23 protein-coding genes are annotated in these 24366 nt (G+C 64.9%); 7 read left to right on the top strand and 16 right to left on the bottom strand.

The features are described from left to right. Window positions 1-14: 14 nt before the first annotated feature. From flgL to PSEMAI1_RS0107445, 12 genes are all read right to left on the bottom strand, one after another. A complete protein-coding gene (gene flgL / locus PSEMAI1_RS0107500; RefSeq protein WP_024302281.1) occupies window positions 15-929 on the bottom strand; it encodes a flagellar hook-associated protein FlgL in 915 nt (304 codons plus the stop codon). Window positions 930-950: 21 nt separating this feature from the next. Then, a complete protein-coding gene (gene flgK / locus PSEMAI1_RS0107495; RefSeq protein WP_024302280.1) occupies window positions 951-2747 on the bottom strand; it encodes a flagellar hook-associated protein FlgK in 1797 nt (598 codons plus the stop codon). A gap of 48 nt (window positions 2748-2795) precedes the next feature. Next, window positions 2796-3770 carry a flagellar assembly peptidoglycan hydrolase FlgJ gene (flgJ, locus tag PSEMAI1_RS0107490; RefSeq protein WP_029770547.1) on the bottom strand — a complete coding sequence of 325 codons (975 nt, stop codon included), beginning with the start codon at window positions 3768-3770 and terminating at the stop codon, window positions 2796-2798. 189 nt (window positions 3771-3959) lie between these two features. Further along, window positions 3960-5060, bottom strand: a complete 1101-nt coding sequence (locus PSEMAI1_RS0107485) for a flagellar basal body P-ring protein FlgI (protein ID WP_024302278.1) — start codon at window positions 5058-5060, stop codon at window positions 3960-3962. Between the two features lie 36 nt (window positions 5061-5096). Further along, window positions 5097-5780 carry a flagellar basal body L-ring protein FlgH gene (locus PSEMAI1_RS0107480; RefSeq protein WP_024302277.1) on the bottom strand — a complete coding sequence of 228 codons (684 nt, stop codon included), beginning with the start codon at window positions 5778-5780 and terminating at the stop codon, window positions 5097-5099. A gap of 30 nt (window positions 5781-5810) precedes the next feature. Beyond that, complete coding sequence (gene flgG / locus PSEMAI1_RS0107475) at window positions 5811-6593, bottom strand: flagellar basal-body rod protein FlgG (RefSeq protein WP_024302276.1); 783 nt, start codon at window positions 6591-6593, stop codon at window positions 5811-5813. A gap of 36 nt (window positions 6594-6629) precedes the next feature. Beyond that, on the bottom strand, window positions 6630-7370 hold the full coding sequence (flgF, locus tag PSEMAI1_RS0107470) for a flagellar basal-body rod protein FlgF (RefSeq protein ID WP_024302275.1): 741 nt from the start codon (window positions 7368-7370) through the stop codon (window positions 6630-6632). A 22-nt stretch (window positions 7371-7392) separates the two neighbouring features. Next, window positions 7393-8652, bottom strand: a complete 1260-nt coding sequence (gene flgE / locus PSEMAI1_RS0107465) for a flagellar hook protein FlgE (protein WP_024302274.1) — start codon at window positions 8650-8652, stop codon at window positions 7393-7395. A 35-nt stretch (window positions 8653-8687) separates the two neighbouring features. Further along, window positions 8688-9383: a flagellar hook assembly protein FlgD gene (locus PSEMAI1_RS0107460; protein ID WP_024302273.1), complete on the bottom strand. Its 696-nt coding sequence runs from the start codon at window positions 9381-9383 to the stop codon at window positions 8688-8690. A gap of 17 nt (window positions 9384-9400) precedes the next feature. Then, the gene (gene flgC, locus PSEMAI1_RS0107455; RefSeq protein WP_024302272.1) at window positions 9401-9811 is read right to left on the bottom strand and encodes a flagellar basal body rod protein FlgC; all 411 of its coding nucleotides are present in this window, start codon (window positions 9809-9811) and stop codon (window positions 9401-9403) included. A 2-nt stretch (window positions 9812-9813) separates the two neighbouring features. Next, window positions 9814-10224, bottom strand: a complete 411-nt coding sequence (gene flgB, locus PSEMAI1_RS0107450; protein WP_024302271.1) for a flagellar basal body rod protein FlgB — start codon at window positions 10222-10224, stop codon at window positions 9814-9816. 218 nt (window positions 10225-10442) lie between these two features. Beyond that, entirely contained in the window at window positions 10443-10862 is a 420-nt protein-coding gene (locus tag PSEMAI1_RS0107445; RefSeq protein WP_024302270.1) for an OsmC family protein, read from the bottom strand. 104 nt (window positions 10863-10966) lie between these two features. On the opposite strand from PSEMAI1_RS0107445, the gene tsaD reads away from it, so the two are divergent. Together tsaD and PSEMAI1_RS0107435 are read left to right on the top strand one after the other, a co-directional pair. Continuing rightward, the gene (gene tsaD / locus PSEMAI1_RS0107440; protein ID WP_024302269.1) at window positions 10967-11992 is read left to right on the top strand and encodes a tRNA (adenosine(37)-N6)-threonylcarbamoyltransferase complex transferase subunit TsaD; all 1026 of its coding nucleotides are present in this window, start codon (window positions 10967-10969) and stop codon (window positions 11990-11992) included. Window positions 11993-12189: 197 nt separating this feature from the next. Continuing rightward, window positions 12190-14097 (top strand): ATP-binding cassette domain-containing protein, encoded by a 1908-nt coding sequence (locus tag PSEMAI1_RS0107435; protein ID WP_024302268.1) that lies wholly within the window; start codon window positions 12190-12192, stop codon window positions 14095-14097. A gap of 21 nt (window positions 14098-14118) precedes the next feature. Here the strand turns inward: PSEMAI1_RS0107435 and PSEMAI1_RS0107430 are convergent, their stop codons facing one another. Both PSEMAI1_RS0107430 and PSEMAI1_RS0107425 read right to left on the bottom strand, forming a co-directional pair. Then, on the bottom strand, window positions 14119-14766 hold the full coding sequence (locus PSEMAI1_RS0107430) for a response regulator transcription factor (RefSeq protein ID WP_024302267.1): 648 nt from the start codon (window positions 14764-14766) through the stop codon (window positions 14119-14121). Beyond that, the gene (locus PSEMAI1_RS0107425) at window positions 14767-16116 is read right to left on the bottom strand and encodes a cache domain-containing protein (protein ID WP_024302266.1); all 1350 of its coding nucleotides are present in this window, start codon (window positions 16114-16116) and stop codon (window positions 14767-14769) included. It lies immediately after the preceding gene. Window positions 16117-16386: 270 nt separating this feature from the next. Here PSEMAI1_RS0107425 and PSEMAI1_RS0107420 point away from each other — a divergent pair, with 270 nt between their 5' ends. From PSEMAI1_RS0107420 to PSEMAI1_RS0107410, 3 genes are read left to right on the top strand one after another with little or no spacing between them, the layout of a single operon-like run. Beyond that, window positions 16387-18453 (top strand): carbon starvation CstA family protein, encoded by a 2067-nt coding sequence (locus PSEMAI1_RS0107420; protein ID WP_024302265.1) that lies wholly within the window; start codon window positions 16387-16389, stop codon window positions 18451-18453. Window positions 18454-18463: 10 nt separating this feature from the next. Continuing rightward, window positions 18464-18667 carry a YbdD/YjiX family protein gene (locus PSEMAI1_RS0107415; protein ID WP_024302264.1) on the top strand — a complete coding sequence of 68 codons (204 nt, stop codon included), beginning with the start codon at window positions 18464-18466 and terminating at the stop codon, window positions 18665-18667. A 50-nt stretch (window positions 18668-18717) separates the two neighbouring features. After that, window positions 18718-19707, top strand: a complete 990-nt coding sequence (locus tag PSEMAI1_RS0107410) for a GTP-binding protein (protein ID WP_024302263.1) — start codon at window positions 18718-18720, stop codon at window positions 19705-19707. 46 nt (window positions 19708-19753) lie between these two features. On the opposite strand, the gene PSEMAI1_RS0107405 is transcribed toward PSEMAI1_RS0107410, so the two are convergent. Further along, window positions 19754-20710, bottom strand: coding sequence for a LysR family transcriptional regulator (locus tag PSEMAI1_RS0107405; RefSeq protein ID WP_232219860.1), 957 nt, complete (start codon window positions 20708-20710; stop codon window positions 19754-19756). Between the two features lie 122 nt (window positions 20711-20832). Between PSEMAI1_RS0107405 and PSEMAI1_RS0107400 the strand changes: the two genes are divergently transcribed. Both PSEMAI1_RS0107400 and PSEMAI1_RS0107395 read left to right on the top strand, forming a co-directional pair. Next, window positions 20833-22002, top strand: coding sequence for a M20 aminoacylase family protein (locus tag PSEMAI1_RS0107400; protein WP_024302261.1), 1170 nt, complete (start codon window positions 20833-20835; stop codon window positions 22000-22002). A 115-nt stretch (window positions 22003-22117) separates the two neighbouring features. Continuing rightward, window positions 22118-23434 carry an MFS transporter gene (locus PSEMAI1_RS0107395; RefSeq protein ID WP_024302260.1) on the top strand — a complete coding sequence of 439 codons (1317 nt, stop codon included), beginning with the start codon at window positions 22118-22120 and terminating at the stop codon, window positions 23432-23434. Window positions 23435-23517: 83 nt separating this feature from the next. On the opposite strand, the gene PSEMAI1_RS0107390 is transcribed toward PSEMAI1_RS0107395, so the two are convergent. Continuing rightward, a complete protein-coding gene (locus PSEMAI1_RS0107390) occupies window positions 23518-24258 on the bottom strand; it encodes an alpha/beta hydrolase (protein ID WP_156943101.1) in 741 nt (246 codons plus the stop codon). Window positions 24259-24366: the final 108 nt, after the last annotated feature.

The raw sequence follows: 24366 nt of genomic DNA, 5'->3' as shown, positions 1-24366 counted from the left end.
CCTTCCGGCGACGCTTACGACAGGTAGTTGAACAGCGACAAGCCGCTGACCTTCTGGAAGGTGAGCTGGGAATACTGCAGCGCCGTCTGTGCCAGGGTGAAGTCGCTGATGGTCTTGGCCAGGTCCAGATCCTCGAGGTTGCCGATGCGTGATTTGTACTGGACGTCCAATTCCTTGCCCACCGATTGCAGCGTTTCGTTCTCGCTGCGCCGTGCCCCGATCGAGGCCTGGGCCGTCGACATGTTCACCTGGGCCTCGTCCAGTCCGGCGACGATGGTCGACAACTGATCGGCATAATCCGCTGGCTTCGGGTCCTGCCCCAACAGGTTGTAGAGATCGCGCACCGTATCGAACACCGCCGTGTCGCTGTTGGCATCACCGTACACCGCCGAACCGACTTCGGTGATCGCCACCTGCCGGGCCGCGCTGATCTGCACGTCGCGCCGCCCGGTGTCGCCGTTGTAGGTGACGTTCAGCGAGCTGTCCGCCACGAAGGGAGCGCTGTCGATGATGTTGCCGCCGTACAGGTAGTTGCCGCGGCCATCGGTGGCATTGGCATAGCTCACCAATTGGTTGAAGCGCTCCTTCACGTCGATCTGGATCATTTGCCGTTGCTCGGCGTCCAGCCCGCCGTTGCCGGCCTGGATCGCCAGTGACTTCAGGTTGGAGAGCAGATCGTTGGCGCTGTTGAGTGAGGTTTCGGAAATGGCCAGGGTGGATTCGACGGCATCGCCGTTCTCGACGAACTGCAGGTTGCGCCCTTCCGATTGGGATACCTCGAGCATCTGCGCCGAGGCCACCGGGTCGTCCGAGGGCACCACGACCCGCTTCTGCGTGGAGAGCTGTTCTTGCAGCTTGTTGACGTTGTACTGGTTGTTCTGGATACCGGTGTACCCTTGCGTGAACACCATACTGGTACTGACTCGCATCGTTTACGCCTCCGGTATGAGCTAGCCGAGCTGCAACAGGGATGAGAAGAGTTCTTGCGCCATCTGGATGACCTTGCTCGAGGCCTGATAGGCCTGCTGGTACTTGATGAGATTGACGGCCTCTTCGTCGAGATTGACGCCTGAAACGGTGTCACGTGCTTCTTGCGCCTCTTTCAGCACGTTGCTTTGGGCGGTGGACGTGACCGATACCTCGTTGGTCACGCTGCCGACATAGCTGACCGTGGTCGCGTAGTGGGAAGCGAAGGAGGTCAGGGTCGAAGCGGTATCGGCACGGTCGTCGTCGACCAGGGGCCGGGTCTGCAGCTTGGCCATTTCCAACAGGTTGGCATTGTCCCCTTTGCCGACCGGCGCCGCGTTGGGTACCACGGACAAGGTCAGGCCGGTGGCGAGTTGGCCGGACAGCTTGAACGATATGCCGGCATCGACCGCCGGGCTGCCCGACACCAGCTTGTAGCCGTTCTCGACATTCGGTTCCGCCACCACGTTGTACGTGGTCGTGCCCGCGCCGTTGACCACGGTTGCGGTCATGGCCGTGCTGTCGATCGTGAGGCTGGTGAGGTTGTAGGACGGATGGGCCGTCACGTCCGGCGCACCGGCCGCACTGGCCGACGACCAGCCGTAACCGCCCGGCAAGGTGCTGTAAACCCCGCTGATGGTCAGACCGGTGCCGCTTGGCGTCACCGCCGGGCTGCCCGGCTTGAGGTTGGACGCCACCGCCAGACCTTTCGGGTCGGTCATGGTCACCTGCAGCATGCTGGCCGCCCCTTTCGGGTCGCTGGCATAGGCGCTGAGGTCGGTGAACAGTGGGTCGCCGGCCTGGCCGTTCAGGTCCAGCCCCAGTTGCTGCTGATAGTTGATCGCCGTGGCAAAGTCGAGGGCGAGATTGCCGAGCCGTGCCTGCGCTTCGGCCAGGGCCCCATCACGGAAGGCGAACAGCCCCCCCAAGGCTCCGCCCTGAATCAGGCTGGTCGGGATGACCGTGTCGTTGCCGCTCGAGCTCTTGTATATCAGTTGCAGTTGCTGCGGGTTAGCAGGATCCCGTTGCGTGTCCAGTTGGTTGGCCTGACTGCCCAGTACCAGCGTCTGACCGTTGCCGATGAACACGCTGTAGGAGCCGTCGGACTGCGGCACCACCGTGGACTTGACCTGCTGGTTGAGTTCGAGAATGGCCTGGTCGCGCTGGTCGAGCAGGTCGTTGGGCGCACTGGTAGTGGTACCGTCGGCCGTCTTGACCGTCAAGGCGGCAATCTTCTGGTTCAGCCCGGCAATCTGGGTAGCCAGGGCGTTGATGGTAGTGACCGAGGCATCGATGCGGCGATTCACGCCGCTTTCAATCTCCTGCAATTGGCCATCCAGCGTGCGAAACTTGGTGGCCAGCGCCTGGGCATCATTGATCACCGTCTGGCGGCTCGGAATCGATGAGGGATCGGACGACAGCGTTTGCATGCTGCCGAAGAAATCCTGCAGCGAGGGGCTCACGCCGACCGTGGAATCGGCCATCAGGGAGTCGACCTGCTTGAGCAGATCCAGTTGGCTCGAGTAATAGCTGTCGCTCGCCTGGGCGCTCTGCACTTGCTCGGTCAGGTAGGCATCGTAGATCCGGCTCACCTTGGTCAGGTCCACCCCCTGACCGATAAAGCCGAAACCGGCATTCTGTGGGTAGCGGGCAGCCTGTTGCGTGACCTGGCGGGTGTAACCGGCAGTGTTGACGTTGCTGATGTTGTGGCTTGTCACGGCCAGGGCGCCCTGCGCCGCATTCAGCCCGCTGACACCGATGGAAAATATACTCGAACCCATATTGCACCTCTGATCGCTATATCGGCCTGCCCGGCACGATCTTGAGCCTTACACCCCGCGGAAACGCTGGGAAACCGCATTCATCACGCCTACCAGCTTCTGGGCGTAATGGGGGTCGGTGGCATAGCCCCCGCTCTGCAGCCCGCGGGCGAACGCCAGCATGTCCCCACCCTTGTTCAGGGCGGACTGGTAGCGCGACGAACCGGACAGCAGATTGGCATAGTCGGCGAACGCGTCGCTGTAGGAGGCGTAGGCACGGAACTTGTCCACTTTCTTGATGGCGTTGCCGTTCACGTACTCGGTGGTCAGCACGTCGACCGCATCGCCCTGCCAGTTGGCGCCGGCCTTGATGCCGAACAGGTTGTGGCTTTCCTTGCCGCCTGCCGTCTTGATGGAGCGTTTCCCCCAGCCGCTCTCGAGTGCGGCATGGGCCAGGACCAGTTCCGGCGCCACGCCGAGCTGCTGGGCCGCCGCCTTGGCGTGGGGCAGCAGGGTAGACACGAAGGCTTCCGCCGAAGAGTTTGCCTCGCCCGCCGTGCTGCTTGCCGTGCCAACTGCCTCGGCGGCGGCCTCCTGGGCGGCCGTGGTCTTGGGCTGCATCGTCCGGTAGGCCTGGATGGCCCGATTCACCATCGGCAGCACCGACGAGACCGGAGCCAGCCGTTCGACCGTGGGAGAAACGTCACCGTCGATCTGTGCGGCTTGCGCCAGTTGCCGCGACAGCGCATCGGCCAGACCGACCCCGCCCGCCTTGCTCATGGTCTGGAGCAGTTGCTGGTCCAAGAGGCCACGGTAGGTGTCCAGGGCATTGCTGTCGTCCTCGCCGTCGAACGAGGTCTCGCGCATGGCTTGCAGCAAGGTCCCCATGAACAGGGACTCGAACTGCTGCGCCGCCTCCCTGATCGCCGCCTGCGGGTCTTTGCGCGCCGTAGCTTGCAACGCCGTGGCTTGGCTCGGGTCGACAGCCAGACGCTGGCTCACTGTGCTGCCGTCGCTCGGCACCGTTGGAAAACTGACACTCATTGCTGATCTCCTCGGCGCAGCAAAAAGCAAGAAGCGGGCCAACAAAAAAGGGAGGCACTCCTCCCTTTTTGCCGCCCTCGACGCAGCCTTCCTGAGTATGTAGAGATGGCTTCGCCGGCATTCGGAAGGCCATCCAGAACCCTGCCACGCCCCCTCCACAACCACATATGCGGCTCGCGTCGGAGGCGATCAGATGATCTGCAGATCGGCCTTGAGCGCCCCGGCGACCTTCATCGCCTGCAAGATCGACAGCAGGTCCTGCGGCGTGGCGCCCACGGCGTTCAGGGCGTTGACGACCTGCGACAGGTTGGCCCCGCGCGGCAGGTTGAGCACCTTGCCCCCCTCGCTCTTGATGCTGATATCGGCTTGACGGGTCACCACCGTCTGCCCTCCCGACAAGGGGGCCGGCTGGCTCACCTGGGGCGTGGTGCTGACCGTCACCGAGAGGTTGCCGTGGGACACGGCGCAGGGTTCGATGGTCACGGCCTGGTTCATCACCACCGACCCGGTGCGGGCGTTGAGGATGACCAGGGGGGAAGCTTCTGCCGGTGTGACGGCAATATTTTCCATCCGGGACAGGAACTGCACACGGCGGTTGGCGTCCTGCGGGGCGACGACTTCGACCAGGCGGCCGTCCATCGCCCGCGCCACGCCGTCGCCGAGCTCGCGGTTGATGGCCTGGACCACGCGGTTGGCCGTGGTGAAGTCGGACTCGAACAGTTCGAGCTGCACCACGCCGCCGGAGCCCAGCGAGGTCGGTACCTCGCGTTCCACCGTCGCGCCGCCCGGGATGCGCCCCACGCTGAGGTGGTTGACCTTGGCGGAGCTGCCGGCCGCCGACTCTCCCGCGCCCCCCACCAGCACGTTGCCCTGCGCCATGGCGTAGATCTGCCCGTCGGCGCCCTTCAGCGGCGACATCAGCAGCGTGCCGCCACGCAGGCTCTTGGCGTCGCCGATCGAGGACACGGTCACGTCGATGGCCTGGCCTTGCCGGGCAAACGGCGGCAGGGTGCCGGTCAGCGTCACGGCGGCGACGTTTTTCGGGTCGAGCTTGGTCCCGACTGGAATCTGCACCCCGAGCTGGTTGAGCATGCTCGACATCGACTGCGAGGTGAACGGCGACGAGGTGGCCTTGTCGCCGCTGCCGTCCAGTCCGACCACCAAGCCATAGCCGATCAACTGGTTGCTACGGACGCCCGCGATCGAGGCGATATCCTTGAGTCGCTGGGCAGCCCAGGCCGGCGACACAGCCAGCACCCCAGCCAGCAGCACGTAAAGAAAACGTTTCATTGCTATCCCACTAAAAACAGCCCGCCATCGCTGCGCTCAGAATGGCAGCACCGTCATGAAGAATTTGGTCAGCCAGCCCGGTTCGGCAAACGAACGGTTGTTGCCCTTGGACTGCTGCTCGATACGGGCATCGGCCACCTTGGTCGACGAGACCATATTGCCGGTCTTGATGTCACGCGGGTTCACCACCCCGGACAGCCGGATGTATTCGGTATCGCCATTCTGCCGTACCTGCTTCTCACCACTCACCACGAGGTTGCCGTTGGCCAGCACGTCGATCACGGTCACGGAGATCGAGCTGACGAACGAGGAACTGGCCTTGTTGGTGCCCTTGCCGGTGGATGACGCCGAGCCGTCCGCCGACAACGAGGTACCGGCCAGTTTCTTCTCGAGGGCGCCGGGGAAGAACGGCAATTGGACCCCGCCCTCCACGCCGGCGCTGAGCGACGAGGAGCGCTTGCCGGTGGTCTCTTCCGAGGCGGCCGTCGTGGTCTTCTCCTCGATCGTCACGGTCAGGATGTCGCCTACCCGCGCCGGCACGCGGTCGGCAAAGATTGGCTGGTAGCTGCCGGTTTGAAAGATCGAGCCGTTGCTCGGCAAGGCTAGCGGGGCGGGCTGGGGCCGGGCGCTCATCGGTTGCTGCACGATGGGCGGTTCGGGCACAGCGCATCCCGACAGCACGGCCGCCAGCATCGTCATCACACCGAAAGTCGCTTTCATCACCAAGCCCCTAGCTGATCGATGCCGGCATTATAACTGGGCAATCCGCTGCAGCATCTCGTCGGCAGTCTTGATCGCGCGGGAGTTCATTTCGAACGAGCGCTGGGCGGTGATCATGTTGACCAGCTCTTCGGTCACGTTGACGTTGGAGGCCTCCAGAAAACCGGAGCGCACGCTGCCGCGCCCGTCGGTCAGCGGATCGCCGTCCTGCGGATCGCCCGAGGCCTGCGTTTGCAGATAAAGGTTCTGACCGATGCTCTGCAGGCCCTGCGGGTTGATGAAGGTGGTCAGCTGGATGGTGCCCGCCGTGGTGGGAGTGGCGTTGTTGGGCTGGAAGTACTGCACGACGCCGGCTTCCGAGATGGTGATGCTGGTGGCGTCGGCCGGAATGTTGATCGCCGGGTCCAGCAGGTAGCCGGACGAGTTGACGATGTCGCCGTTCTCGTTGCGCCGGAATTCGCCGTTGCGGGTGTAGGCGATGCTGCCGTCCGGCTGCTGCACCCGGAAGAAGCCGTCGCCGTTGATGGCCAAATCCAGCGGCTGCTCGGTCGACTCCAGGTTGCCCTGGGAGTGGATGCGCGCCGTGGCCACCACGGTGGAACCGGTCCCCACCTGCAGGCCGGTCGGCAGGCTATTGCCGTTGGACAGTTGCGAGCCGGGCTGGCGCAGGGTCTGGTAGTACAAGTCCTCGAACACCGCGTGGCCTTTCTTGAAGCCCTTGGTGTTGGAGTTCGCCAGGTTGTTGGAGACCACGTCCAGCTGGAACTGACTGGAGTCCATGCCGGTCTTGGCGATGTAGAGTGCGCGCATCATGGCGGGTGTTCCTCGTTATTCTGTTCGGCCGACAGCTCAGTTGAGAGCCAGGAGCTGGCTGGCTTTCTGTTCGTTCTGGTCGGAGGTCTGCATCAGCTTGATGTTGAGATCGAACTGGCGTGCGTGCGAAATCATCTGCACCAGGCTTTCCACGGCGTTGACGTTGCTGCCCTCCAGCGCTCCCGACACCACCTTGACGTCGGTCGAGGCTTGGGCCGTACCGCCGCCATTCAAGCGGAACAGACCGTCCTCGCCCTTGTACACCGCCCGCTCGCCGGGGTTGACCAGTTTGAGCTGACCGGCGATCTGCGGCGTGCGGTCGACCCCGGTGGTCGGCGTCGTCACCACGGTGCCATCCGGGCCGACGACGACGCTGGAGCCCGCCGGCACGGTGATCGGACCGCCGTCGCCGAGGATGGCCAGCCCGCTGCGGGTGCGCATCATGCCGTTCTGGTCGATGGCGAAGCCGCCGTCACGGGTATAGGCTTCGCGACCGTCCGGGGCCTGTACCGTGAAAAACCCCGGCGTCGCCAGGGCGAAGTCGGTGTCGTTGCCGGTTTGCTGCAGGCTGCCTTGCGACAGGTCGTGACCGATGGTGTTGTCGACCACGTAGGTGCGGGTCGGCGCGCCCTCGCCCACCACCGGCAGCGCACGGAACGAGACCTGGTCGGCCTTGTAGCCGTTGGTGTGGACGTTGGCCAGATTCTGCGAGGTGGTGGCCTGCTGCGTCATCACGTGCTTGGCGCCGGTCATCGCCAGAAAGATCATGCGGTCCATGGTGCGTTTATCCGGTCAACGCTCAGCGCAGGTTGATCAGGGTCTGCAGGATGGCGTCCTGCGTCTTGATGGTCTGGGCGTTGGCCTGGTAGAAGCGCTGCGCCACGATCATGTCCACCAGTTCGGCGGTCAGGTCGACGTTCGACTCTTCCAGCGCCCCAGACTGGATTTCCCCCAGGTCCGACGACAGCGGCGTGCCGACCTTGGCGCCGCCGGTTGAGCTGGCCACATCCTTCCACAGGTTGCCGCCCATCGGCTGCAACCCCTGGACATTGGTGAAGTTGGCCAGCGCCACCTGGCCGATAGAGACGGTCTTGCCGTTGGAATAGGTCGCCTCGATGATGCCCTGGTTGTTGATGTTCATGCTGGTCAGCGTACCGGGGGCGTTACCGTCTGCCGACAGCGAATTGACCCCGAACGAGGAATTGAACTGGGTCGAGGAGGTCAGATCGACGCTGGTCACCTGGATGGTGGCGCTACCGTTGGGCGGCGTCACATCGTAGCTGACCGAGAACGCACCGCCGCTGACCAAGTTGCCGTCGGTATCGAAGCTCAGCGTCTGCGGCGTGGCGGGGGAACTCACCGCGGTGCCATCGATGAAGGGGGTTACGGTCCAGTCGGTACCGGTGGCGGTCGGCGTGCCCTTGATGAAATAGAAGCTCAGGTCGTGCGTGTTGCCGAGGCTGTCGTAAATCTTGACCGAGGTCGCCGAGGTGAAGGTAGTGGTATCGGTCGGGTCCACGGCGCCCACCGTGGCCAGGTCGTTGGCGGTGGCGCTGGAATTGAGGTTGACCCCCAGATCCACGTTGCTGGTGGCGGTCGGGGCGATCAGACTGGTCTCGAACTGCAGGTCGACCGGGGTGGCGGTGTATTGGATCACCCCGTCCAGGGCGTCATAACCCTGCAGCTTGTAGCCGTCGCCGTTGACGAGAAAGCCGTTGGCATTGACCTGGAAGGCACCGCTGCGGCTGTAGACATTCTCGGTGGAGGCGCTGCTGGGCGACTTCAGGATGAAAAAACCGTTGCCGGAAATGGCCAGGTCCAGGTTGTTGCCGGTCGAATTGATGTTGCCCTGCTCGAACATCTGGCTGACCCCGGAGGTACGCACCCCGATACCGGCCTGGGCGCTGCTCATGCCGTACAGGCTGGAGCCGTACATGTCGGCAAACTCGGTGCGCGAGCGCTTGAAACCACTGGTGCTGGCGTTGGCTACGTTGTTGCCGACCACTTCCAGCTGCTTCGACGATGCTGCCAGACCGCTCAAACCTTGCTGAAAACCCATTTCTTCTTCTCCTGCTAACGGTTAGTACTGCAGCATCAAGACAGTTGTACGATGTTGGCGATCGCCACGCGCTCGCCCTGCGGCGTCACGATATAGGGACTGCCCTTGTCCCAGACCACGGCATCGACGTGCTGGTTGGAGAGCGACTGGGTTGCCACGGTGGTGGTCTTGCCGCCGCTCACGTTGGTCGCCGCCACACTGAAGGTGTAATTGCCTGCGGCGACCGGGTTGCCGTCCTTGTCGGTGCCGTCCCAGTCGAACGTGGTGAGGCCGGCCTTGACGTCGCTCATGGTGAGGGTATCAATCACCTCGCCACTCGAATTCTTGACGGTAATCGCCAGGTTCTTGGCCGCGGCGTCGAGAATCACGCCGCCCTGCGCCGTCCCGCCTTCCGTCAGCGTGAGGGTATTGCCGTCGATCATCGCGGTCTTGCCGACCAGCGATGCCGCCAGCAGCGACTGGGTGCCGTACTGGCTCTGCAGCAGCGAGTTAATCATAGTGCTGAGATTCTCGAGCCCGCTCACCTGGCTGATCTGCGCCATCTGCGAGGTGATCTCGTTGTTCTCCATCGGATTCAGCGGGTCCTGCGCCTTGAGCTGGGTGGTCAAGAGCGTCAGAAAGCGGTTCTGGATGCTTTCCGACGAAGTCGCCGAAGACGACGAGGCGCTGCTGCCGGTATTCAGGACGGAGTACGGGTTATTGGAGGTGGAAGTGACGCTGCTGCTGGCCATGTCTCAGCTCTCCTGGCTTATTGGCCTAGCTGCAGGGTCTTCTGCAGCAGGTTCTTGGCGGTGTTCATCAATTCGACGTTGGTCTGGTAGGAGCGCGCGGCGGAAATCATGTCGGCCATCTCCTCCACCGGGTCGACGTTGGGCAGGTTCACGTAACCGCGCTGGTCGGCCAGCGGGTTGCCCGGATCGTATTTGAGGCGCGGCGGCGAGGTATCCTCCACCACCGAAGTCACGCGCACGCCGGCCACCTGCGGCTGGCTGGCCGACACCGGGATGGCGGAGAACACCACGTGGCGGCCCTGGTAGGGCTGGCCGGTCGAGCTGGTGGCGCTCTCGGCGTTGGCGATGTTGCTCGCCACCACGTTGAGGCGCATCGACTGCGCGGTCAGCGCCGAGCCGGCAATGGTGAAGACATTGTTGAGCGACATGCTTACTGGCCTCCCTTGATGGCGTCGTTCAGGCCGGAGATGCGGCGATTGAGGAAGGTCAGCGTGGATTGGTACTGCATGGCGTTGTCGGTGAAGGCGGCGCGCTCGACGTCCATGTCCACGGTGTTGCCGTCCAGGCTGCGCTGCACCGCGCTGCGGTACTTGAGTTCGGCGCCCACGCTGCCGCCCGTGGCCGGCTGCGAGGCGATGTGTGCCGGATCGGTCACGGTCATGGCCAGGCGCGACGGATTGCCCTGGGCCGATTGCAGCGCCGCGGCAAAATCGATATCGACCGCCTTGTAGTTGGGCGTGTCGGCGTTGGCAATGTTGCTGGCGATCACCTCGGCGCGCTTGGCGCGCAGATTGAGCGCCTGCTGCTGGAAATCGAAATAGTGGGCAATCTTGTCGAGCATGACCTTCTCCTGGATGACACCCCAAAAGCATTTTTCATGCCAACATGATCACCTCGGATAAGGGCTTGAAATGACTGGATTCCGCCTAGAGGACGATGGGGCGGCAACATGGACAGGGCGGCAAGGCGGCAACAATTGCCGCCCCGGCGGCAGACACGAAAACGCCACCCGGAGGTGGCGTGCGGCAAAGCGGCAAAGCGGCAGGTCGGCGGGGCAGCTCAGGCGGGATCGCGCAGCTCGAAGTCGTGGGTGATGTCGGCGGTCTTGCCCAGCATGATCGAGGCGGAGCAATACTTCTCGGCGGAGAGCTTGATGGCGCGCTCGACAGCGTCGGGCTTCAGTTCGCGGCCGACCACGACGAAATGGAAATGAATGCGGGTGAACACCTTGGGGTCGGTATCGGCGCGTTCGGCCTCGATGTCGACCCAGCAGTCGTGCACGTCCTGGCGTGACTTCTTCAGGATGCTCAGCACGTCGTAGCTGGTGCAGCCGGCGGTGCCCAGCAACAGCAGCTCCATCGGGCGCGGACCGAGGTTACGGCCGCCGCCTTCCGGCGCGCCGTCCATCACCACGGCGTGGCCGCTGCCGGTCTCGCCCATGAAACACACCCCGTCGATCCATCTCAGTTTGGCCTTCATTGTTGTTCTCCTGGTCAATCAAGCCTGCAAGGCTACCATCGCCGATTTGGGCTCACAAAGATTCGCCGGTAAAATGGAAAGATTTTCCCGTTATAACTTTCATCATGCTGGTACTGGGTATTGAATCGTCCTGCGACGAAACCGGCGTCGCGCTGTACGACACCGAACAGGGCCTGCTGGCCCATCAGCTGCACACGCAGATGGCGATGCACGCCGAATACGGCGGCGTGGTGCCGGAACTGGCGAGCCGCGACCACATCCGCCGCGCCATCCCGCTGACCGAATCCTGCCTCGCCGAGGCCGGCAAGACGCTGCAGGATGTGGATGCCATTGCCTACACCCAGGGCCCGGGCCTGGGCGGCGCGCTCCTGGTAGGCGCCAGTATCGCCAACGCGCTGGCCTTCGGCCTCGACATCCCGGTGATTGGCGTGCACCACCTGGAAGGCCACCTGCTCTCGCCGCTGCTGGCAGAGCCGAAACCGGCCTTCCCCTTCGTCGCACTGCTGGTCTCCGGCGGTCACACCCAGCTGATGGCAGTGCGCGGCGTGGGTGATTACGAGATTCTCGGCGAGACGCTGGACGACGCCGCCGGCGAGGCTTTCGACAAGACCGCCAAGCTGCTCGGCCTCGACTACCCTGGCGGCCCGACGCTGTCGAGGCTGGCCGAAAGCGGCGACCCGCAGCGCTTCACGCTGCCGCGCCCGATGCTGAAGTCGGACGATCTCGACATGAGCTTCTCCGGTCTCAAGACCGCCGTGCTGACGCTGGTGCGCCATCAGGAAACCGAGCACGGCCCGATCGACACCCAGACCCGCAACGACATCTGCCGCGCCTTCCAGGATGCCATCGTCGAGGTGCTGGTCGGCAAATCGCTGAAGGCACTGAAGAAGGCCAACATGGCGCGGCTGGTGGTGGCCGGCGGCGTCGGTGCCAACAAGCAGCTGCGCGCCGCACTGAATGCACTGGCCGCCAAGGGCCGTTTCGAGGTGTTCTACCCGCCGCTGGCGCTGTGCACCGACAACGGCGCGATGATCGCCTACGCCGGCGCCATGCGGCTGAAGTACGCCCAGCCGGCCGGCGGCTACAGCGTGAAGCCGAGGTGGGATTTGGGTAGCCTGCCACCTGCCTGAGCACCTGGAAATAAATCGGCTGCGCTCGCGGGCATAGGATGGGTGAAGGCGCTGACCGAGCAAGGTAGCACAGCGCTGTGAAGGAATAGGCGCCGAAACCCATCGACGATGGGTTGCGCTGTGCTCCACCCATCCTACGCCCCGGAACAGGCTCACACGATGATTCGAACCGCGCCGTCAGCGGCGCAGGAAACCTCATGATCCAACTGCAAAACCTCAGCCTGCGCCGCGGGCTGAAAGAACTGCTCATCAACGCCAGCGTCACCCTCAACCCCGGCTACAAGGTCGGCGTGGTCGGCGCCAACGGCGCCGGCAAATCCAGCCTGTTCGCCCTGTTGATGGGGCATCTGCACGCCGACAGCGGCGAGGCCTCGGTGCCGGCGCACTGGACCATCGCCCACGTGGCGCAGGAAACCCCGGCACTCGCCTGCTCCGCGCTCGACTATGTGCTCGACGGCGACGCCGAGCTGCGCCAGCTGCAACGCAAACTGGCCGAAGCCGAACACGCCAACGACGGCGCCGCCATCGGCCAGCTGCACGGCGAGCTCGACCACATCGACGGCTACGCCGCCCCAGCACGCGCCGCCAAGCTGCTGACCGGCCTCGGCTTCGCCCCGGAAGCCCAGCAGCGCGAAGTGGCGAGTTTCTCCGGAGGCTGGCGCATGCGCCTCAACCTGGCGCAGGCGCTGATGTGCCGCTCCGACCTCTTACTGCTCGACGAACCGACCAACCACCTCGACCTGGAAACCGTGCTGTGGCTGGAAGACTGGCTCAAGGCCTACCCCAGCACGCTGCTGGTGATCTCGCACGACCGCGATTTCCTCGACGCCGTGTGCGGCCAGATCGTCGAAGTGGCCAACCAGACGCTCACGCTCTACACCGGCAACTACAGCCAGTTCGAGACCATGCGCGCCGAGAAGCTGGCGCGCCAGCAATCCGAATTCGACAAGCAGCAGCGCCAGATCGCCCACCTCGAATCCTTCATCAACCGCTTCAAGGCCAAGGCCACCAAAGCGCGCCAGGCCCAGAGCCGGGTCAAGGCGCTGGAGAAGCTGGAGCGCATCGCCCCGGCCCACGTCGATTCGCCGTTCGACTTCACCTTCGCAGCGCCGGCCTCCCTGCCCAACCCGCTGCTTCGACTTGACAAGGTCGCCATCGGCTACGGCACCACGCCGATCCTGCAACGCGTCTCACTGTCGGTCGAGGCCGGCAGCCGCATCGGCCTGTTGGGCGTCAACGGCGCCGGCAAATCGACACTGGTCAAACTGCTGGCTGGCGAGCTGAAGGTGCTGGAAGGCGAGGTAATCGGGGCTCAGATGCTGAAGATCGGCTACTTCGCCCAGCACCAGCTGGAAACGCTGCGCATGGACGACACGCCGCTGCAGCACCTGGCGCGGCTCGCCCCGCAGGCGCGCGAGCAGGACCTGCGCACCTTCCTCGGTGGCTTCAACTTCCGCGGAGACGCCGCCACCAGCCCGGTGGGGCCGATGTCCGGCGGCGAGAAGGCGCGCCTGGCGCTGGCGCTGATCGTCTGGGAAAAGCCCAACCTGCTGCTGCTCGACGAACCGACCAACCACCTCGACCTGGAGATGCGCCACGCCCTGACGCTGGCGCTGCAGGACTTCCCCGGCGCGCTGGTGGTGGTCTCGCACGACCGCGCGCTCTTGGAATCAACCACCGACCTGTTCTGGCTGGTGGCCGACGGCACGGTGCGGCCGTTCGACGGCGATCTGGAAGACTACCGCCAGTGGCGTCTGGAGCAACTGGCCGAAGGCGCCAAGCCCTCCGCCGGCGATGCGCAGAGCGTCAACCGCAAGGAACAGAAGCGACTGGAAGCCGAGCAGCGCCAGCGCCTGTCGGCACTGAAGAAGCCACTGCAAAGCAAGCTCGCCAAGCTGGAAAAGGAGCTGGAGAAGCTGTCCGGCGAGAAAGCCGAACTGGACGCCTTCCTCGCCTCGGAAGAGGCCTACCAGGACGTCAACAAGGCCAAGCTCGCCGACAGCATCAAGCGCCAGGGCGAGGTATCGGCGCGGCTGGCCGAGGTCGAAGAGGAATGGCTGCTGCTGCAGGACGAGCTGGAGGGGATTACAGCCAACCTGGCGTAAGGGCCGGCCCTGACGGGCGATTTACCCCTTGATCCAGCCGCGCTCCATCGCATACTTCACCAGCGCCGCGACATTCTCCACCCCGAGCTTGCGGCGCAGGTTCAACCGGTGCGCCTCGACGGTACGCACGCTGATCGCCAGATTGGCCGCCACCATCTTGTTGCTCTGACCGGCCGCCAGCAACAGCAGCACCTCGCGCTCGCGCTCGGTCAACGGATCGGCCTGCGGAGCCGGTTCAACCAGGGCATGGGCGACGGCGTGGCTGTAGTAGCTGCCGCCGGCCACCGCCGCCTCGATGGCGGCGATGATCTCCTGCGACGGCGCGTCCTTCAACACGTAGCCACGCGCGCCGGCGCGGATCGCGCTGGTAACGTACTCGGCGTTGTCGTACATGCTGAGGATCACCACCACTACGCCGGGATGGCGCTCGTGCAGCGCGGCGGTGAGCTGGATGCCGTTCATGTCGCGCATGCCGATGTCCACCAGCATAAGGTCGGGCCGCAGTGTGTCGGCCAGCTCCAGCGCCTCGCGCCCGCTGCCGGCCTCCCCCACCACGTCCAGACGCGGCACGCTGCCCAGCCGGGCGCGCAGCCCGTCGCGCACCAGGGGGTGATCATCCACCAGCATGAGACGGATGCGGGACTCGGTATTCGCTTCTTGCAGACTCATTCAAACTCCATAAACCGGCAATGTGACTTCCAGCACCGTATGCCCCGGCTGGGAGGTCAGTTGGCACAGCCCTCCCAGGTGCTCGACACGCTCGCGGATATTGCGCAGCCCGATGCCGCGGGTCTGCGACCGGTCGACATTCTCCACGTCGAAGCCGCGGCCGTCATCCACCACCGCCATGCGCACCCCGTACTGCACCCGCGATAACTCCAGCGTCACCCGCCCTGCCTGGGCGTGCCGCTCGACATTGGTGAAAGCCTCCTGCGCGATGCGGAACAAGGCCACTGCCTGACGATCCTCGAGGCAGGCGTCGTCCAGGGTGTTGGCGAACGCCACGTGGATGCCGGTGCGTTGGCCGAATTCGGCCGCCAACTGGGTCAGCGCCGCTGATAGTCCCAGCATGTCGAGCACCGACGGCCGCAGATCGTGCGAGATGCGCCGCACCTCGCTCAACGCCTCGCCGAGCCCCGCCAACCCCTTCTCGACCTCCGCCAGCGCCGGCTCGCCGGCCTCCAGCTTGTGCTGGGCCAGCTCGAACTGGAACTTGACCGACACCAAGAGCTGACTGATGCCGTCGTGCAGCTCGCGCGACACCCGCGCCCGCTCCTGTTCCTGCGAATTCACCAGCCGCTGGGCCAGCGCCTTGAGCTTGGCGTCGGCCACGCGGTGCTCGCTGACGTTGAGCACCACCCCACCAGCGAACACCAGCAATACCGCGGCGGCGGCCACGGCGGCGATGCCCCACAGCGTATCGTGCACGTTGGCCGAAGCCCGACTACGCAGCTGGGCAGTGGCGCGTTCGATGTCATCGATATAGACCCCGGTCCCCAGCACCCAGCCCCAGCGCTCCAGCAGCACCACGTAGCCGAGCTTCTCGGTCATCTGGTGCGACGACGGCTTCTCCCAGTCGTAGCGCTGGAAGCCGCTGCCGCTCCTGGCCGCCGTCAGCAGCGAGCGGATCACGTGGCGGCCGTGCGGGTCGGTCAGGTTCCACAGGTTTTTGCCCACCAGTCCCGGCTTGCGCGGATGCACCAGGTTGTTGCCGGCCAGATCGTAGACGAAGAAATAGCCGTCCTCGCCGTAGCTGATCCCGCGCAGGATGGCCTTGGCCTGCTCCTTGGCTTCCGCGTCGTTGCGGCCGGAGGCGTAGAGCGGGCCGATCGCCGTCATCGCCAGCTGGGTGTAGTGCTGCAGCTCCGCCTGCTTGGTGGCGAGCAAGGTCTCCTCGATCAGCCGACTCTGCTGCTCGGTCAGGCTCTGGCTGCGATGCACCAGCAAGCCCCCCAGCGCCAGCATGGCCAGCAGCAAGGGCAGGATGGTCAGGAGCACGACTTTGTGTTTGGTCTGCATGATGGTGATGGCGTGATGCAGGCGGCCGAAACGCCGCGCTGCCGATGACGCATTGTAACGCCGCTGCTACGCCATGCACCGTCAAAACAAGGGATACCAGCCCCATCTACGCAGTACTACGTAGATCGGCTGCGGTAGTAGTGCGAATTTTCCTTTGCATCGACATGGCGAATAGTAGAGCGGTCCGCCGACCGTCCCGCACAGACGGTGTCGGACCCCACACACAAGAAGGCATGTTCACACGCCATGCCGTCACACTGGAGAGACACTATGCAACGCCTTGCCGGCCACCTCGGGTGGTTTCTGGTGGCGCTTGTCGGCGCTTTTGCGCTCGGCACCGTCGCCCTGCATCGCGGCGAAACGATCAACGCACTGTGGATCGTCGCCGCCGCGATTTCCGTCTACCTGATCGCCTACCGCTACTACAGCCGCTTCATCGCCACCAAGGTGATGCAGCTCGACCCGCGCCGCGCCACCCCGGCGGTGCGCCTCAACGACGGCCTCGACTACGTGCCGACCAACAAGAACGTCCTGTTCGGCCACCATTTCGCCGCCATCGCCGGCGCCGGCCCGCTGGTGGGCCCGGTACTCGCCGCGCAACTCGGCTATCTGCCCGGCATGCTGTGGATCCTGGCCGGCGCGGTGTTCGCCGGTGCGGTGCAGGACTTCATGGTGCTGTTCATCTCCACCCGCCGCGACGGCCGCTCGCTGGGCGACCTGATCAAGTCCGAGCTCGGCCCGATCCCGGGCGTGATTGCACTGTTCGGCACCTTCATGATCATGGTGATCATTCTCGCCGTGCTGGCGCTGATCGTGGTCAAGGCCCTGGCCGACAGCCCGTGGGGCACCTTCACCGTGGGCGCCACCATCCCGATCGCGCTGTTCATGGGTGTGTACACCCGCTACATCCGCCCAGGCCGCGTCGGCGAAATCTCGCTGATCGGCTTCGTGCTGCTGATGCTGGCCATCGTCGGCGGCGGCCAGGTCGCAGCCGACCCGGCGCTCGCCAGCCTGTTCACCTTCAGCGGCAAGGAACTGACCTGGATCCTGATCGGCTACGGCGCCATCGCCTCGGTACTGCCGGTGTGGCTGCTCTTGGCCCCGCGCGACTACCTGTCCACCTTCCTCAAGATCGGCACCATCGTCGGCCTCGCCATCGGCATCGTCATCGTGATGCCGGAACTGAAGATGCCGTCGGTCACGCGCTTCATCGACGGCACCGGCCCGGTGTGGTCGGGCAATGTATTCCCCTTCCTGTTCATCACCATCGCCTGCGGTGCGGTGTCGGGCTTCCACGCGCTGATCTCCTCCGGCACCACGCCGAAGCTGCTGGAAAACGAGACCCACGCCCCGTTCATCGGCTACGGCGGCATGCTGATGGAATCGTTCGTCGCCATCATGGCGCTGGTGGCCGCCGCCTGCATCGATCCGGGCATCTACTTCGCCATGAACAGCCCGGCCGCGCTGCTCGGCAAGACCGCCGAATCGGCCGCCCAGGCCGTGTCGCAGTTCGGCTTCGTTATCACCCCGGAAATGCTGACCCACACCGCCAAGACGCTCGGCGAGAACACCATCATCTCGCGCGCCGGCGGCGCCCCGACGCTGGCCGTCGGCATGGCCGAAATTCTCTCCAGCGTGATCGGCGGCGATGGCATGAAGGCGTTCTGGTACCACTTCGCCATCCTGTTCGAAGCCCTGTTCATCCTCACCGCCGTCGACGCCGGCACCCGCGCCGGGCGCTTCATGCTGCAAGACCTGCTGGGCGTGTTCGTACCTTCCTTCAAGAAGACCGACTCGCTGCCGGCCAACCTGATCGCCACCGGCCTGTGCGTGGCGGCCTGGGGCTACTTCCTGTACCAGGGCGTGGTCGACCCGCTGGGCGGCATCAACACCCTGTGGCCGCTGTTCGGCATCTCCAATCAGATGCTGGCAGGTGTGGCGCTGATTCTCGCCACCGTGGTGCTGTTCAAGCTCAAGCGCGAACGCTACGCCTGGGTGACCGGCGCACCGGCCGCCGTGCTGCTGACGTTCACCCTGTACGCCGGCTGGCTCAAGGTGTTTGCCGACAACCCGAAAGTGGGCTTCCTCGCCCACGCCGCCAAATACCAGAACGCCATCGCCGAAGGCAAGGTGCTGGCCCCGGCCAAGAGCATCGAGCAGATGCACCAGATCGTGTTCAACGACCGTCTGGACGCCGGGCTCGCCATCCTGTTCATGCTGGTGGTGCTGAGCGTGCTGGGCTTCGGTCTGCGCGCCTGCCTGCAAGCCTGGCGCACTGCCCACCCCACTGCCAAGGAAACCGCTCCTGTGGCGGTGGCCGAAGCCGGCCGCGCCTGACGGACGCGCCATGTTCGACCAGCTTGGCAAACTGGGTAAGTATCTCGGGCAGGCCGCCAGCCTGATGGTGGGCCTGCCCGACTACGACACCTACGTGGAGCACATGCGCACCACCCACCCGGACCAGACGCCGATGACGTACGAGGAGTTTTTCCGGGAACGCCAGGACGCCCGCTACGGCGGGGGGAATGGCAAGGTGGGACGCTGCTGCTGACTCCTATCGGGCGCCATCACCACGATGGCGCTCTTCCCATGGAAATACCCATGACCCATACCCCCATCCCCGTCACCCTGCTCACCGGCTTTCTCGGCGCCGGCAAGACCACCCTGCTCAACCACCTGCTCGCCGAGGCCGGCGAGCGCATCGTGGTGATCGAAAACGAGTTCGGCCCGGTCAGCATCGACAGCGAACTGCTGATCCGCGAGCGCGACGAGCTGGTGGAAATGACCAACGGCTGCCTGTGCTGTACCATCCGCGGCGACCTGTCGCGTCACCTGCACTCGCTCTACCAGCGCCGCCGCGACGGCGAGCTGAACTTCACCCGGCTGGTGATCGAAACCACCGGGCTCGCCGACCCAACGCCGATCGCCCAGACCTTCTTCAGCGACGAAACCCTGGCCGAAGCCTACGCCCTCGACGGCGTGCTCACCGTCGTCGACGCCGTACACGGCGCACAGCAACTGGACGAGCATCTGGTCGCACGCAAACAAGCCGGCTTCGCCGACCGCCTGCTGATCTCCAAGACCGACCTCGTCGACGAGGCCTGCCTCGAAAGCCTCAGAGCACGGCTCTCCGCCATCAACAGCCAGGCTGAACAACACCGGCTGGAGCAGGGCCGCATCACCCCAGACGTGGCCTTCGGCGTGCGTGGCTTCCATCTCGACGAAAACCTGCTGCGCCCGGCGGCAAGCGAGCGCGGCCTGAGCTTCCGTCCGGCCAGCACACGCTCGTTCGCCGACGACATCGCCGCGCTGCATCTCTCCCATGACGGCCCGCTCGACCTGCAACGCATCAGCGCCTTCATGAACCGGCTGGTCGAGCGCCACGCCGAACAGCTGCTGCGCTACAAAGGCGTGCTGGCCATCGCCGGCGAGCCGCGCCGACTGGTGTTCCAGGGCGTGCATCGCATCACCGGCTTCGACTACGGTAGGGAGTGGCAGGACGGCGAAACACCCCGCTCCGACATCGTGCTGATCGGTCAGCAACTCCCGGCCGACGCCATCCGTGCCGAGTTCGCCGCCTGCCTGGCTTAGCGCCGCCTCCCCGGCTGGGGGCACCTACCGGTGGCCTTCTTCCTGCTCACACCAGCAGCTGCAGCAGATCGCACAACTGACGGTCTTCCGCCTTGGCTGAACGGCTGCGCCGGCGGATTTCCTGCAGCAGGCAATCGACAAAGCACTGCGCCGCGGAGCTGCGCGTGGCGTCGCGCCGGCTGATCACGCCGAGCCGCCCGGTCTCGAAGCCTTCGGCCAACCTCAGCACCTGCACCCAGTCGCGCAGCGGCTCGGCCACGATCAGCGGCTCCGGGCAGTAACTCAGCATATCCACGTGCCGGATCAGCGAGAGCAGCAGGGCCAGCGAATGCGCCCGCACCAGTCGCCGCTCGTCAATCACCGCGCCGTGCTGCCAGAACAGGTTGTGCATGAAGGCGTCGTAGGCGCTGGGGGCGTAATTCACCACCCAATCCGCGTCCATAAGTTCATGCAGCGAGCGACACGGCGCCAGCGGATGACCTTGGCGCGCGATCACAACGTTGTTGAACAGCAGCAGATCCTCGCACTCGAACTCCGGCACCGGCATCGCGGGGATCATCGGGCCGACAACGAAGTCAAGCTCGCCATTGCGTAGCCGCGGCAGCGCCACTGCGGTCAGACCCTCGAACAGCTCCAGCCGGACCTCGGGCATTTTTTCTCGAAAGCGTCGCACCACCTCAGGCAGAAAGGTCAACTCGATGAACGGAGTCACCCCGATACTGAGCCGCCCTTCTGCCTGGCCACGCAGCCTGGCCAACTCGGTATCGGCGCGTTCCAGTTGCCCCACCACCAACCGCGCATGACCCAGCAGCGCATTGCCGTACTCGGTGAACGACACCCCGCTGGCATGGCGCACCAGCAGCGGCAAGTGTTGCTCGGCCTCCAACTCACGCACGGTCTTGGTCACGGCGGCCTGTGACAACCCCAGCCGGCGTGCCGCGGCACGGATACTGCCACTCTCGGCGATGGCCACTAACGCTTGCAATTGATGTAGTTTCATCATGCCATAACCGACAACCAAAGGTTATCACGATAACAAAATTGGTACTCCCATGATAGCCAGGCGCTGACTAAGATCAGTTCACTCCGCCATTCGCCCGGCGGGCCAAGCCTGAGGAGAAACCCATGACCGACCCCGTCCTGCCTGGCATCCGCGCTATCGAACAGGAAATGATCGTGCTGCGGCGGCAGATTCACGCCCACCCCGAGCTGGGGTTCGAAGAGTTCGCCACCAGCGACTTAGTGACCGAATGCCTCACTGCCTGGGGCTACGAGGTGCACCGGGGACTGGGCGGCACCGGCGTGGTCGCCACGCTGCGCCACGGCACCGGCGGCAAGCGTCTCGGCCTGCGCGCCGACATGGACGCGCTGCCGATTGTCGAGGCCACCGGCCTGCCCTACGCCAGCCGCCATCACGGCAAGATGCACGCCTGTGGCCACGATGGCCACACCGCCACGCTGCTGGCAGCAGCCAGATACCTGGCCGACACGCGATGCTTCAACGGCACGCTCAACCTGATCTTCCAGCCCGCCGAAGAAGGTCTGGCCGGCGCTAAGAAGATGCTCGAGGACGGCCTGTTCCAACGCTTCCCCTGCGATGCGGTGTTCGCCATGCACAACATGCCAGGCTTCCCCACCGGCCGGTTCGGCTTCCTGCCTGGTGCCTTCATGGCCTCGTCGGACACCGTCGTCATCCGCATCTTCGGTAACGGCGGCCACGGCGCCATGCCGCACAAGGCAGTCGACCCGGTGGTGGTGTGTGCCGCGCTGACCATGGCACTGCAAAGCGTGGTGGCTCGCAACGTGCCGCCGCTGGAGATGGCCATCGTCACCGTCGGCGCCATTCTTGCCGGCCAGGCGCCCAACGTGATCCCGGACAGCGCCGAGATGCGACTATCGGTACGCTCGCTCCACCCGGAAGTGCGCGATCTGCTGCAACAGCGCATCACGACGCTGGCCCAAGCCCAGGCCGAAAGCTTCGGGGCTCGCGCCGAAGTCGACTACAGGCGCGGCTACCCGGTGCTGGTGAACAGCCCGGAGGAAACCGCCCTCGCCCGCGATGTCGCACACGACTGGCTGGGGGAGGCCGGACTGATCGAGCACATGGTCCCACTCACCGGCAGCGAGGACTTCGCCTTCCTGCTGCAACAGTGCCCGGGCTGCTACCTGATCATCGGCAACGGGGACGGCGAAGGCGGCTGCATGGTGCACAACCCCGGCTACGACTTCAACGACGCCTGCCTGCCGCTGGGTGCGAGCTACTGGGTGAAGTTGGCCGAACGCTTCCTCAGTTGAAGAAACAAGAAGCCGGGAGGTGTCCGATCCGCCCTCCCGGCCTGCAACACACAAAAACTACAAAACGATCGGACCGAGATTTAGAGTCAACAAAGAGAGAGAGAGAGAAACCATCATGCCATCCAGCCTCACCTCGCAGGCCAGTCCGGCCGAGCGCCTTGCCGCCGTCCCACTGCGCAAAGAAAGCACCGCCCGCTCCATCGCCGCCATCACCCTGGGTAACGGCTTGGAGTTCTTCGATTTCACCGTCTACACCTTTTTCGCCACGCTGATCGGCCGCCTGTTCTTTCCGGTCGACACCGCCTTCGGCCAGTTGATGTTGTCACTGGCCACCTTCGGCGTCGGCTTCGCCATGCGCCCCCTGGGCGGCATCGTCATCGGCGCCTACGCCGACCGCGCCGGCCGCAAGCCGGCGATGATGCTAACGCTGTGGCTAATGGCCATCGGCTCGGCCATCTTCGTCGTCACCCCCACCTATGCCCAGATCGGCATGGCGGCACCGGTCCTGATCGTGCTGGGCAGGCTGATCCAGGGCTTCGCCATCGGCGGCGAACTGGGAGCCTCTACCTCGCTGCTGCTGGAATACGCCGATGACCGGTCGCGCGGCTACTACGGCAGCTGGCAGTTGTTCAGCCAAGCGCTGAGCATCCTACTCGGCTCGCTGTGCGGCCTGGCGCTGACCAATGGCCTGACACCGGCAGCACTGGAAAGCTGGGGCTGGCGCGTGCCGTTCGTGCTGGGCATGCTGATCGTACCTGTTGGCATGTACATTCGCCGCCACCTGCACGAAACCGCCGATAGCACGCACGCAGCAGAAGGCCTGGGCAGCGTGGCCACCGTTTTCGGCGCCCATCGCAAAGAGCTGATCGCCGGCATCCTGCTGGTGATCGGCGGCACCGGCGGCAACTACATCATCCTCAATTACATGACCAACTACGCGGTCACCATGTTGCACATGCCGCTGAAGCTCGCCATGTTGGCGGGTCTGACCGCCGCCGCGGTGTCGATGGCCATGGCGCCGTTCGCCGGCATGCTCAGCGACCGCATCGGCCGCAAGCCGTCCATCCTGCTGACGCGCCTGCCGATGCTGGCGCTGATCTACCCGGCCTTCATGCTGCTCAACGCCAGCCCGACGCTGCCCACGCTGCTGCTGGTGGTCGCCGGCCTGTCGCTGCTGCTGATCTTCAACAGCGTGCCGTCGGTGGTGATCCTGCCGGAACTGTTCCCTCGCCGCGTGCGCGCCACCGGCATGTCGCTGGTGTACTGCTTCGGCGTACTGATCTTTGGTGGCTTCGCACAGTTCTTCGCCACCTTGCTGATCAAGCTGACCAACGACCCCAACGCGCCGGCGCTATATGTGATCGCCTGCGGCCTGGTGTCACTGATCGGCTGGGCCATGGTGCGCGAGACTGCCGGCCGTCCACTGGACTAATCCCTCACACTTCATTCAGATCTCCTCCCCTGCCCGCGACGCCACCCGGCCTCGCGGGCTTTTTTACGCCCGGAAGGGCCCCGTCAGGATGTCAGCCAATGCGCCGCCAGCCAGGCGGCGAAATCCTGCGCCATCTCTGCTGTCAGCTGATGCCCCACCGGGTAGCGGTGCAACTCATGGGGCACACCCAGCTCCCCCAACCAGGCAGTCGCCTTCTCGGCCCAGGCAAACGGCAACTTGTCATCGGCCTCGCCGTGCGCGACAAAGCCGGCCAAACGCGCCAGCGCCGCCCGCTCGCCGATCAACGGCGCGATCTCCGGCAGAATGCGCCCGGACAGCAAACCGAAACCGCCCACCCTCTGCGGCTCGGTCAGCACCAGGCCGGCGCTCATGATGCCGCCTTGGCTGAACCCAGCCACCACAGTCCGGCCCGCCGCGATGCCGCTGGCGGCCTGCAGACTGTCGACCAGCCGACTCAACTGCTGCCGACTCGACTCGGCCTGCGCCGGGTCGATCGACGGCCCCTGCGGACCGAAGCTCACCTGGAACCAGCCGAACTGACTCGGCCCGAACGCCAGTGGCGCCCGCACCAACGCCACACGCAACCGCGCATCCAGCAACGGCCCCAACCCGGCCAACTGCAACTCGTTACCCCCCACGCCATGCAGCAACAACAGCAAAGCCTGCGGCTGGACAGCCGGTTCCGTCACGGGTAAGTCCAGGGTGCGGTAGAGCAAGCCAGAAGCGGCATCATGCTGCGGCTCGGACAATTGCGCGGAACGGAAGGTACGGGGAAACGGGGAAGCAGTGGACGAAGCAGTCATCGGAGAATCCTTGGGGGTGGACACGACCGCGGTAGCGGTCAATGGCAGGATTCTGGCGCTGCCGTCACGGCGGATAAACCCGTCCTCATGAAAATGATTGTCCCCTCT

It is taken from the genome of Pseudogulbenkiania sp. MAI-1 (assembly GCF_000527175.1).
In the GTDB taxonomy this organism is placed as follows: Bacteria; Pseudomonadota; Gammaproteobacteria; order Burkholderiales; family Chromobacteriaceae; genus Pseudogulbenkiania.
Note: the sequence above shows the minus strand (reverse complement) of the source record. Positions and strands in the feature narration are given on the sequence as shown.